This is a genomic window from Magnetococcales bacterium (assembly GCA_015228935.1).
Taxonomy (GTDB): Bacteria; Pseudomonadota; Magnetococcia; order Magnetococcales; family DC0425bin3; genus HA3dbin3.
This window is the reverse complement of the sequence record JADGCO010000057.1, coordinates 15,448-26,266: the sequence shown is the minus strand read 5'-3', so window position 1 is coordinate 26,266 and position 10,819 is coordinate 15,448. Positions and strand designations below refer to the sequence as shown.

Sequence of the window (10,819 nt, the reverse complement as noted above, 5' to 3'; positions counted from 1 at the left end):
GGGCTGTGCCCTTCCCCCTGGCGGGGTTTGGGGCGGAGCCCCAACAAAGTCTTTTTTATCAAATCCTTTTTTTGCAAGGGTTCTGAATAGATACAAAAAATCAAATCATGATGTTTCACCCATCATGACGTTGATTTTGGCGGCACAGATGAAATCGTTTTCGGTCAGGGCCGCCACCGCTCCTGTTGCCAGACGGACCCGACAACGATCATAGGAAAACACCATCTCTGGATGGTGATTTTCCTGCAAGGCAATCCGGGCCACGGCATTGACAAAAGCAAGGGTTTCTTCATAATTCTTGAACCAGTACAGACGGGAAATCTCCAGGCCATCGGAGCCTAAAACCCACTCCGGCGTCTCTTTCAACAGGGCGCGTGCCTGGTCAATATCCAGGGCCGGGTCTGTTCCCTCATACTGGCGACAGGGGCGTTCATGCAGAGGTGTCATGGCGTGTTTCCTGTATCTTCTGAAAAAAATGAAACCAAGCAGATCATGGTACCAGCAAAGAAAAAAAACAACAACGTCTCCATATTTTCTGGAAGTGACCCATATGTTCTTTTTTTCCACCACATGTTTGAATCATTTTCGAGCTGTCTGAGGAATTTCCGACCATGACAATCCAGGAAGAGAAAAATATCATCGATTCGGATCCGAAATTTTCCCTTGAGCATTTCATGCAGAATTTTCAGCGGGTGCCCGGTCTTGTCCAGGCGGGTCTGTTGGACGATGCCAGTCGTATCCTCGAACAGGCATTGATTCTTTGGCCGGAAAATCTGGAGTTGCTGATTTATCTGGCCAACATTCTATGGAACATGAAATCTTATGATCGGGCGGAGGAGTTGACTTCCCGGGGTTTGCAACTGGCACCGGACAATATTGTCTTGCATTTGTTCATGGGAGATATTGCCAAATTCCGGAAGAATGTCGATGTGGCCATGTTCCATTTTCGAGAAGTGATTCGTTTGGAACCGGATAATGTGGACGGGCTTCACCAATACGGTGCCATTCTGGCTGAATGCAACCGTCATGACGAAGCTGTTGCCGTATTGCAGCGGATTTTGAAATTCAGGCCGGATATGGCCGAGTGTCATGAGTCAATTGCCCTTGTCTATCGGCAGCAAGGTTTTGAAATCCTTGCCAATATACATCTGCGCCTGAAGGACCACCTGGACAGGGTGAATGTGCCGCATAATCCGGAGAATGAGGTCAATAATACCTATTTTCTGGATGGCAACAAGGCACGAGCGGCAGCACGCGCCGGTTTGCAAGTGAAAATTTTCAATGCCTTTCCTGCACCACAGATTTGTTACCATTCCGACCCGACTCTCGCTGGAGATGGGTTGGAGACACTGATTTATCTACCCATGGATCATGTGACGAATTTTTTTCTGGAATCGAGGCTGCGTTTGCCTGCCACGGTCGATTTCAACCCGACTGACCCACAACAGGTACGCATGGCCATGGTGGTTGCCAGGGCCGTGTGTGCCACCATCCAATTGCGCAGAAAGACCTTGCAACAATTGGAAATGGACGGCAGACAGATAAAACCGGATTTCATGCCGGGTCAGCCATGGCGCATCTACCTTTCCACCTCACGCTGGTCAACCGTCATGCAACATGCCTCTCGCAACATGGCCCTTGCCATGGAACGATTGGGTTGTGATGTGCGTTTCGATATTGAGGAAAACAATCTTGAATTATTACTTATGCATCATATACTGAAAAATTATTGTACTTTCAATCCTCATGTGACGATCAACATCAACAGCCGAAACAATACATGGCTCCATCCTGATGTATTCAATATCGTCTGGTATCAGGATCCGATGCCGGAGATCAACCAGGAAAAGCCTTTGCCCTGGCGGCAGCGTGACATCGTTTTTTCCGCCTACCCGCATTTTGACGATGCCATTCGCAAAACAGGTGTCCGGCAGCTTCACCGCCAAGACCTGTGCGTCGATTTGAATCTTTTTCGTGTCATGCAGCCACGGGAAGAACGCCGCAAAGTGGTTTTCATGGGCAGTTCATACCTGAATGTTCTGAAAGGTCTTCCCGGAGAGGAGTTGGTTCTGCGTGAACTGGGCGACATGATCGAGCAGGAAATGAGCATTACCAGCACACATATTCAAAATCTCGTTGACCGGACGCAGCTTTCCTTTTTGCACGTCAGCATGTACCTTCATACCCATGTGATTCGGAAGCATACCATTGAATGGTTATGCGAACTGGCACCGGAACTGGATTGGGAAGTCGAAATATATGGCAAAGGCTGGGAAAATATGCCGGTGGTTGCCCCTTATTTTCGGGGCGAAGTTCCGCACGGGCCTGCCGTGGCCGCCATCTACAACCAGGCGCGTTATGCCCTGGCCGTGCATCAACAAATGGTGAAGTCGCAAAGACTGGCGGAAATATCGGCCTGTGGCTGCATTCCAGTCTTGTTCGATGATCGGGTGAATGCCGAATTGCCGCATTGGGATGATGAAATCCTGTTTTTCAAATCCAAAGTGGGTCTGCGTGACTGCCTGCGCCAGGAACCAAAAAACGATCCCACCACCATTGCCCAGGCCTACTCCTACGATGAATTTGCCATGCGCATCCTGCGGATGGTGGAGGAGGAGGTTGCAGCAGTCGGTTCGAATCGGTTTGTGCAAAAACCTGAGACGATCTGACCATATTTACCCGTCTTTGTTTGACATCGCCGGAAGATGGTTGAGCGGATTTGATCCGTTCCGGCTTATCGAAATGGGTGCTTCATCTGCCGGGAGAAGCTGAGGAGCGATGGAGGTAAATGGAACCGCGCATCATAAGAAATTTTCGCAAATATGCGCCGTCGGAAGATGTCAGTCGGACTTATTCCGACTGGATGTGGTTGGTTCTGGGACAGCATCACAGTCTTCCCACGCGACTTTTGGATTGGACTTTTTCTCCCCTGGTGGCTCTTCACTTTGCCACCGATGATTTTCGGGAGTTCCACGAAGATGGTGTAGTCTGGTGTTTTGATATCGAGAAAATAATAAAAACAATTCCTGGAGAATTCAGAAAACAGAAAATAAGAGATAAATCCTTTGTGTTTTCTGTTGGTTCATTGGAGCGTGTTACAGGATCGGGGAACAAAGCCCTGCGTAACTTTGATCGACTTCAGACCGATCCTCCTTTTGCCGTTTTTTTTGAACCACCATCAGTAGATGGGCGCATCATCAATCAGTACGCTCTTTTTTCAGTGTTGTCCGATCCCACTCTTGCTTTTGATGAATGGCTATTGCATTGTGTTCCAGATGCATTTCGAAAAATTAATATTCCTTCCAAAATGAAATGGGAAATTCGGGATAAACTGGATCAAGCCAACGTCAACGAGCGGGTGTTGTTCCCTGGCCTTGATGGTTTGGCAAAATGGCTTTCTCGGCATTATAGTCCGGGACGGCCATGATCATTGTTTCAGCCACCAAGCTGGTGATGCCCATCCGGCCCGTCCGCATTATTTTGGATATGCGCATGAAATTGCACAGGTTCCAGAGTCTATAGGACAGATTGGCTTAAACGATGATCAAGGCCATCGAAAACGAGGCAAAAGGAACTGGGGTGACGATGACTCACCCCGGTTGGTCCGGCTTGACGGGCTTGCGTCCTGGCTTTCGAAAATGAGTGATGCCGTACCCGATGGCCGAGACGATGATCGTGGCTTCACGATATAAATCAAGTTTGATTTGCACTGAATCATGCTCTCCAACATCCTCCTTTTACATAAGACTGCACAAATTGCTGGGTTTTACCCAAAAAACCATAAGAGACCACGTTTTTTATAATAAATAAAGATGTTTGGTAATGCAGGGTTGATTTTGTTGGACATTGAGGAAGATATTTGCAAAAATGTGGTTTGACCGTTTTTGGAGCAAAAGTTGAGTGTCTGACCCCTTCCGAGCGATTGATAAAAGGAGGAAAAATTTATGCCGGAGAGTGATCAGAAACTTGCAGAGGAAAGATGCGTCCTGAGGAGTGACCAGAAACTTGAAAATGATGAATTTGACACCCCCTGGAAAGAGATTTTAAGATTATATTTCAAGGATTTTCTGGCCTTTTTCCTGCCGGATGCACATGAGGGTATTGATTGGGAACGGGGATTTGAATTTCTTGACAAGGAGCTGGCTCGCATTGCCCGCGAAGCGGAAATCGGTGACCGGCGCATGGACGAATTGGTCAAAGTATGGCAGCGCGATGGTATCGAACGCCAGAGGATCGCTTTCAAGCCAAGTGGCGTCTGATTCGCGGTTTGTACCAAAGCGGCTTCAATCGGCAGCAGGTGATTGATCTGTTTCGGTTTATCGATTGGGTTCTTCATCTGCCGGAAGAGGCTGACAAGCAATTGAGACAAAAAATTGTTGACTTTGAGGAGAACCAAAAAATGCCTTACATCACGAGTGTAGAACGAATCGGGATGGAGATCGGAGAAAAGAAGGGATTGGAGAAGGGGCGCCAGGAGGGTGAAGCTGCAATTCTGTCGCGACAGTTGCAACGCCGTTTCGGTGACTTGCCCGCCTGGGCCAACGAAAAAATTGCCAAGGCCAAGCCTCCTTCTTTGGAAGAGTGGAGCCTTCGGGTTCTGGATGCCCAGTCACTGGATGGAGTCTTGTCGGACAAGGTGTGATGTGAGGTGGGGCATCTCATGGCATCCTGGATTATGATTTTCATGAATAACATGGCTATGATACTTTGATGGTTCCGCGCCTATTCGTGGCTGAGGGTTTGCGACCGGAGGCCGAACTTTATCGACCGGACGACCGGATCGGGCATTATCTATTGCGTGTTCTGCGGTTGCCCCAGGGAGCCGAGGTCTGTTTGTTTGATGGTTCCGGGGGGGAGTGGGATGGCATTTTACTCTCTGTGGTGACCCCTGTTACCATTCAATTGTTGCGGCATCGAACCGGGGAGCGGGAATCCCCCCTGGCCATCACCCTGGTTCATGGTCTTTCCCGTCCGGCGGCCATGGACATGGTCATCCAGAAAGGGGTGGAACTGGGAGTCGCAACCATTGTTCCCCTGATCACCCGCCGCAGTGTGAGCCGTCCGGATGCCAGACAGAGTGCCAACAAGAGTGAACGTTGGCAACGCATTGCCATGGAAGCAAGTGAACAATGTGGCCGCACCCGGGTTCCCCACATCCATCCTCCCACTTCCTGGGATCGATTGGCAGAGTTGACTCCGGTCGGTCTGCGTTTGCTGTTTTGGGAGGAAGAACGCCAGGGCATGCGCTTGCGGTCCCTGGATTCCCCCCCACATGGTTCACCTCTGACCCTGTTGACCGGTCCGGAAGGGGGGTTGGATGCGGAAGAGGTTGCCTTTGCCCGGGAAAAGCTCGGATTTTTGGCCGTTGGCCTTGGGCCGCGCATTTTGCGCACGGAAACCGCTGCCCTGGCGGTTCTGACCATGGTCCAGACACTTTGGGGCGATATGGGATAATCAATGATGCGGTTGCACCGATGCCTGCCTGGCCTGCTGATTTTATTGTTGTGGATCGGATGTTCACCAGCACCGCAACCGGTCACCCGGAACACGACCCAAATGCAGATGGGAACCCTGGTCAGCATTGTCACCTGGGAACTGACTGTGCAACCCGATCAGTGGCGCGAGCAGGAGGCCCGGATTGTGGGTGATGCATTTCGGGAAATGGCCCGGGTTGAATCCATCATGAGCAGCCATAAAAACGCCACGCCCGTACAACACGTCAATGCCGGGCCACGCGGTACTTTGCAACCCATTCCGTCCGAACTGGCCGGTTTGTTGCGCACCGGTCTGGAAATTACCCGTTTGTCGAACGGTGCTTTCGACATGGGGTTGCAACCGCTGACCAGTTTGTGGGGCTTTTCCCGGGATGATCCGGCCTCACACCTGCCGGATATTGCCCAACTGAACACCCTGGTTGAACAACATCATGCCGGCGGCCTGACCCTGACTGGCGATACCGAGGGCGAATACCGGATTCGTCTGGATCATGCCGGTACAGGTTTGGACCTGGGGGCCATTGCCAAAGGGTATGCCATCGATCAGGCGGCACAGGTGTTGGACCGGGCCGGCGTGCGCAACTACATCATCACTGCCGGAGGCGATATGCGCATGGCCGGTGCCAAAGGCAACCGTTCCTGGCGTGTCGGTATCCAGCATCCCCGGGAACCTGCCATGGTCATGGCCGTGGTCGAACCCCATGCCACCCTGGCCATGGCAACTTCTGGAGATTACGAACGCTTTTTTATTCAGGATGGCATCCGTTACCACCACATTCTCGATCCAAAAACCGGCTGGCCAGCCCGCTCCGGCATCATTGCTGTTTCTGTACAGGCCCCGAACAACGCCCTGGCCGATGCCCTGAGTACCACCCTGTTTGTCCTCGGTGCCGAGGCGGGTTTGGCCCTGCTCGAAAAATTTCCGGGCTGTGAAGCCTACCTCGTTCTGGAAGATGGTACCCACAAAAAAACAGCAGGCTTTGTCGGTCAGCGCCTGGATCCACCGCAAAAAAAGGTGCAGTAACCCGACCGGCACAATCAATTCTCTTTTTTTGTCATGGGGTTTTGGTATCTCTCATCGACGAGTTCGCAGGCCGTGCTGCGGCATCAATTCTCTTTTTTGTCATGGGGTTTTGGAATTTCTTATCGACGAGTTCATAGGCCGTGCTGCGTCCGCCATCGACTGACTTGCGCAGCATGCCCAGGGCGATCAGTGCGTTGATGTCGCGCAAGGCCGTATCGGACGAACATTTGGCTATGGTTGCCCATTTGTTGCTGGTGAGCTTGCCCTGGAAACCATCAAGCAGGCGGTTGAGCAGTTTTACCTGCCTCTCGTTCAACGGTGTACCGGCCCAACATTGCCAGAAACGCGCTTTCACCAAAACAGCGTCAAGTGTTTGTTGGGCACTCTCGACAGCCTGGAGCAGTGCATTCAGGAACCACGCCAGCCAGTCGGTGACATCGAGCCTGCCTTTCTGGGTCTGCTCCAGGATGTCATAGTAGGCTTGACGTTCACGTTGAATCTGTGCTGACAGGCTGTAGAAGCGCTGCGGGCAGCCATCGGCGCGGGTCAGGAAAAGATCACCCACCGCCCGGGCCATACGACCATTGCCGTCATCGAAAGGGTGCAACGTCACAAACCATAAATGGGCCAAACCGGCCTTGATCAAGGCGGGTTCCCGGGTATCGGCATTTGCCCATGCCAGAAAGCGGGCAATTTCGGCATCCAGTCGCGCCGCCGGTGGTGCCTCGTAATGGACGCATGGCAGATGGATTGGACCCGACACCACCTGCATCGGCCCGGAGGCATCGTTGCGCCATGTTCCGACACGAATCCTGGCCAGTCCACTGTAACCGGTTGGAAACAAAGCCGCATGCCAGCCAAACAGCCGCTCAGGTGTCAGCGGTGCATCGCAGTTGACCGTCGCGTCGAGGACCATGTCAACGACCCCTTCGACGTGCCGGTCCACCGGTGCCAAAGCGCCGACCTCCACTCCAAGGCGGCGGGCTATGGAGGAACGCACCGAATCGACGTTGAGCCGTTCCCCCTCGATCTCGCTGGTTTTGACCATATCTTCTGTCAACGCGGCCAGACTGGCTTGGTTGCGTAAAGGCAAGCCGACATCAGCCAGTCTGCCCAACAGCAGCCCCTGAGTACGACTGACCGCACACAACGGACTCATCAGTGCCGCGAGATCGTAACGCATCGTCGGCCAATCGGCCAACTGCCAGATAAAATGCTTTTCTCCGCTTATCATGCGGTGATTGTGACATGCATTCACCGCAAGGGCAAGACAACCCGGGTCTGGCAAACCCTGCTGGGATTTACCTCAGTCCGTGCCATTTATTGCCGGACATCCAGGACCACCCGGCGATTTTTGGCCCGACCGGCGGGGGTATCATTGTCGGCCACGGGTTGGGTCAGACCAAGTCCGATCACGGTCAGGCGTTTCGTGTCCACCCCTTCATGCACAAGAAACGCCTGGACGGCTTTGGCCCGTTGCAAAGAGAGTTCCCGATTGAAGGCATCGCCTCCCACATGGTCGGTATGTCCCTGGATGGTGACTTGCAGGTTGGGATGACGTTTGAGAAGGACCGCCGCATCGCGCAATACGCCGTGTGCGGAGGTGGGAATCGCCCAGGAGCCGGTGGCAAAATGGAGGTTGGGGATCATCCAGCATCCCCGGGCATCGACCACCACACCGGGCGGGGTTCCGGGACAGGCATCCCGGGAGTCCGGAACACCATCCCCGTCGCTATCGAGGGGGCAGCCCACCGGGTCCACGACCATTCCATGGGGCGTTTCCGGACAACGATCCAGGTCGTCGATGACCCCATCCGCATCGCTGTCGCGTGGGCACCCTTTGGCATCCACCGTGACGCCAAAGGGAGTATTCGGGCACAGATCCTCTTTTTCCAACACCCCATCCCGATCCCTGTCAACGGCACAGCCCCGATTGTCAATGGCGGCTCCCGGCGGTGTTTGCGGGCAGTGGTCCCGGTGGAGGGGAATGCCATCCTGATCTCGATCTGTCAAACCTGTCAGATTTTGGTTGTCTGGCTTGACTTTGACAGGGGGGATGGTTGCATTCTGAATGCTTTGCGGCGGCATGGCAGGGGGAGATTCCGTCTCTGCATGCAGGTGAGTCGCACCACAGCAGGTTCCAATCACCCACGCCCCGGCAATGACTCCACGGCCCCATGGTTTCATGATGCAACTCCGGACAATGAAAAAAAATCATTCAAGAACAAACGCAAAAATCCATCATTCCAGATGGACCAAATTGAACGATCCTCCATTCAGGCCGGTTGGTCAAGGTACACCCCATCCGGGAGAAGTGCTGCCGCATCCCGATCCAAAAACCACTCCAATCGACCGGATTGGGGTTGCACCTGCCCGGCTGGCCAAGGTGATTTTGGGGCAGAAGGGTCCAGAATTGCGGCGACTGTTGGAGCCTTGGCGCTGCCGGTTACCAGAAAGGTCACCCGTTTGGCTGCATTGATCAGGGGAAGATTCAGGGAGATGCGTGCCTGTCCTGTGACCGGATGGTGACAGACCAGACAAAACCGGGCCGTTTCCGACCATCTTTCGGCATGGTCGCCGGCAAAGAGTGATGCCGTGTGACCGTCGGTGCCAAGTCCCAGAATGATCCAATCCAGGCAGGGGAGACCCTCAGGTCCGGCGGGAAGCAGGGCGGCCAATTGCCGGGCATGACGTTCGGCTTCCATCAGCGGGTTGGCACTCTCGCCGTGGATACGGTGAATATGGTCGGCAGCCAATGGTATCCGGTCCAGGAGCAACCGCCGGGTCGCACCATAATTGCTTTGCGGATCATCCATGGCCACACACCGTTCGTCTCCCCAGTGGAGATGGAGAGAATCCCAGGGAATACGTTCCTGCCAGGCCGGTTCTGCCAACAGGGCAAACAGCCGGTTGGGCGTTTCTCCTCCCGGTATGGCCACATGCAGGGGAGCCTGCCGGTGTCGGGCGTCCTGGGTCGCAATGACAATATGCTTCGCCAGGGCACGGAGCGTGGCATCGGTGTCCGGGTGGATATGGAGGGTCATGGTCGGTCAGGGAGTTGCCGGAGTGGTTTGCCTGATGTTGATCAATCCCGCAGTTCTATGTTGCGCGGATCCAGTATGCATATGTTCATGCTCCGGTCACCGGTTTTTCAGGTGGCGCTGTTTTTGCCGATAGGACATGAAACGCATGGTCCAGACATAGCCCAGAATAGCGGTGAGCAAGGCCCAGGGCAACGAGCCGATCAGGAGGGGCAGGCCAAAGGTATCGACCACCAGATGCCAATAAAAGAGCATGCTGTCCAGCCAGCCGAGGTCGGTTGGCGAGGTCGTATTCAACTGTGCGACAAAAGAAGCGAAACCATGGGTCGCCTCGGTTTGTCCCAGCATGAGACGACCCGTGCGCAGAAAAAGATAATAGAGCGGTCCCATGGTGGCCAGATTGGTCAACAAGGTCCAGGCACAGGCCAGGGGCAGGTTGAAATGCCATCTTTGGCCCAGAATCCGGGCCAGACTCCAGATGCCAACCACCAATGGTACCTGAAAGCCGACCGTCGGGGTAAAATTGACAAACAAACCGACAAAAGCGGCCCTGGCTGAATATCCCGGGGGATGCCGGCTGCGCAGCATGTACCGAATCAGATGGCGCTTTGTCTGCACGACGACCCAACGCCAAAGAAAGTCGGAGCGCCTTTGTCTGTTACTACGACCTGCTTGTTTGGGCCGGCGGGTCAAAAGCACACACCATCTCCAAAAGCGCATTGTCTCTACAGGCTGCACCGGAAACGGGCGCAAAAATTCAACGTCTGGTCGCCGGGGTATCCGGCACATTGGCCGGCATGCCAACAGGTTCTTGTATACCGCCTGCCTCTTCCATTTGCAGGGACATCTGCAAATCCTGTACGCATTGGGTCATGTAGCGTGGTCTCTCGGCAGCCGGGACAGAATTTTCTGCGGCCAACTCAAGGCAGGCCTTGGCCAGTTCATCGTCGGAAGGGAGATCCTGATTGGTGGCAAGGGCACATGACATGGAACCAAACAGCATCCCTGTTCCCAATAAAAACATCCTGTTTTTCATTGACATGGTCATGACTCACCCAGGTACATCCAGGCAAATTCCGTCATTTTGACATGGTTGATTTCGTTATTTCAGTATGGTTGTGTGGGTGTGGCTGCACCGGTTCCTGGTTGGGATTGGACACCCTTTTCGGGGAGTCTGGTTGTTCCGGTTTGTTTCGAAGCCTGACCGGCAGGCAACGAGGCTACTGGCGGCTTGGTTGGTCCCTGGGCATTGCCGGCGG

At 53.7% G+C, this 10,819-nt stretch carries 10 protein-coding genes and 1 pseudogene; 5 read left to right on the top strand and 6 right to left on the bottom strand.

What is annotated here, in order from left to right:
• Positions 1-105: 105 nt before the first annotated feature.
• The gene (locus HQL65_13540; protein ID MBF0137255.1) at positions 106-447 is read right to left on the bottom strand and encodes a 4a-hydroxytetrahydrobiopterin dehydratase; all 342 of its coding nucleotides are present in this window, start codon (positions 445-447) and stop codon (positions 106-108) included.
• Between the two features lie 164 nt (positions 448-611).
• Here HQL65_13540 and HQL65_13535 point away from each other — a divergent pair, with 164 nt between their 5' ends.
• From HQL65_13535 to HQL65_13515, 5 genes and pseudogenes are all read left to right on the top strand, one after another.
• Positions 612-2,669 (top strand): tetratricopeptide repeat protein, encoded by a 2,058-nt coding sequence (locus HQL65_13535; protein ID MBF0137254.1) that lies wholly within the window; start codon positions 612-614, stop codon positions 2,667-2,669.
• Between the two features lie 119 nt (positions 2,670-2,788).
• Positions 2,789-3,427: an FRG domain-containing protein gene (locus HQL65_13530; protein MBF0137253.1), complete on the top strand. Its 639-nt coding sequence runs from the start codon at positions 2,789-2,791 to the stop codon at positions 3,425-3,427.
• Positions 3,428-3,944: 517 nt separating this feature from the next.
• Positions 3,945-4,642 (top strand): annotated as a pseudogene (locus HQL65_13525) (DUF4351 domain-containing protein).
• A gap of 68 nt (positions 4,643-4,710) precedes the next feature.
• Entirely contained in the window at positions 4,711-5,454 is a 744-nt protein-coding gene (locus tag HQL65_13520; protein ID MBF0137252.1) for a 16S rRNA (uracil(1498)-N(3))-methyltransferase, read from the top strand.
• Between the two features lie 3 nt (positions 5,455-5,457).
• Entirely contained in the window at positions 5,458-6,519 is a 1,062-nt protein-coding gene (locus tag HQL65_13515) for an FAD:protein FMN transferase (protein ID MBF0137251.1), read from the top strand.
• A 31-nt stretch (positions 6,520-6,550) separates the two neighbouring features.
• Here HQL65_13515 and HQL65_13510 read toward each other — a convergent pair whose 3' ends face one another.
• From HQL65_13510 to HQL65_13490, 5 genes are all read right to left on the bottom strand, one after another.
• A complete protein-coding gene (locus tag HQL65_13510) occupies positions 6,551-7,753 on the bottom strand; it encodes a Fic family protein (GenBank protein ID MBF0137250.1) in 1,203 nt (400 codons plus the stop codon).
• 86 nt (positions 7,754-7,839) lie between these two features.
• Positions 7,840-8,706, bottom strand: a complete 867-nt coding sequence (locus HQL65_13505) for an OmpA family protein (protein MBF0137249.1) — start codon at positions 8,704-8,706, stop codon at positions 7,840-7,842.
• An 89-nt stretch (positions 8,707-8,795) separates the two neighbouring features.
• Positions 8,796-9,563, bottom strand: a complete 768-nt coding sequence (gene pgl, locus HQL65_13500) for a 6-phosphogluconolactonase (GenBank protein ID MBF0137248.1) — start codon at positions 9,561-9,563, stop codon at positions 8,796-8,798.
• 96 nt (positions 9,564-9,659) lie between these two features.
• Positions 9,660-10,259, bottom strand: a complete 600-nt coding sequence (locus tag HQL65_13495) for a DUF2062 domain-containing protein (GenBank protein ID MBF0137247.1) — start codon at positions 10,257-10,259, stop codon at positions 9,660-9,662.
• A 58-nt stretch (positions 10,260-10,317) separates the two neighbouring features.
• The gene (locus HQL65_13490; GenBank protein ID MBF0137246.1) at positions 10,318-10,608 is read right to left on the bottom strand and encodes a hypothetical protein; all 291 of its coding nucleotides are present in this window, start codon (positions 10,606-10,608) and stop codon (positions 10,318-10,320) included.
• Positions 10,609-10,819 lie beyond the last annotated feature (211 nt).

What these genes read in the sequence shown, in the direction of transcription:
- HQL65_13540 (MBF0137255.1), bottom strand. Translation starts at nt 447, where the DNA reads ATGACACCTCTGCATGAACGCCCCTGTCGCCAGTATGAGGGAACAGAC.
- HQL65_13535 (MBF0137254.1), top strand. Translation starts at nt 612, where the DNA reads ATGACAATCCAGGAAGAGAAAAATATCATCGATTCGGATCCGAAATTT.
- HQL65_13530 (MBF0137253.1), top strand. Translation starts at nt 2,789, where the DNA reads ATGGAACCGCGCATCATAAGAAATTTTCGCAAATATGCGCCGTCGGAA.
- HQL65_13520 (MBF0137252.1), top strand. Translation starts at nt 4,711, where the DNA reads ATGGTTCCGCGCCTATTCGTGGCTGAGGGTTTGCGACCGGAGGCCGAA.
- HQL65_13515 (MBF0137251.1), top strand. Translation starts at nt 5,458, where the DNA reads ATGATGCGGTTGCACCGATGCCTGCCTGGCCTGCTGATTTTATTGTTG.
- HQL65_13510 (MBF0137250.1), bottom strand. Translation starts at nt 7,753, where the DNA reads ATGATAAGCGGAGAAAAGCATTTTATCTGGCAGTTGGCCGATTGGCCG.
- HQL65_13505 (MBF0137249.1), bottom strand. Translation starts at nt 8,706, where the DNA reads ATGAAACCATGGGGCCGTGGAGTCATTGCCGGGGCGTGGGTGATTGGA.
- pgl (MBF0137248.1), bottom strand. Translation starts at nt 9,563, where the DNA reads ATGACCCTCCATATCCACCCGGACACCGATGCCACGCTCCGTGCCCTG.
- HQL65_13490 (MBF0137246.1), bottom strand. Translation starts at nt 10,608, where the DNA reads ATGACCATGTCAATGAAAAACAGGATGTTTTTATTGGGAACAGGGATG.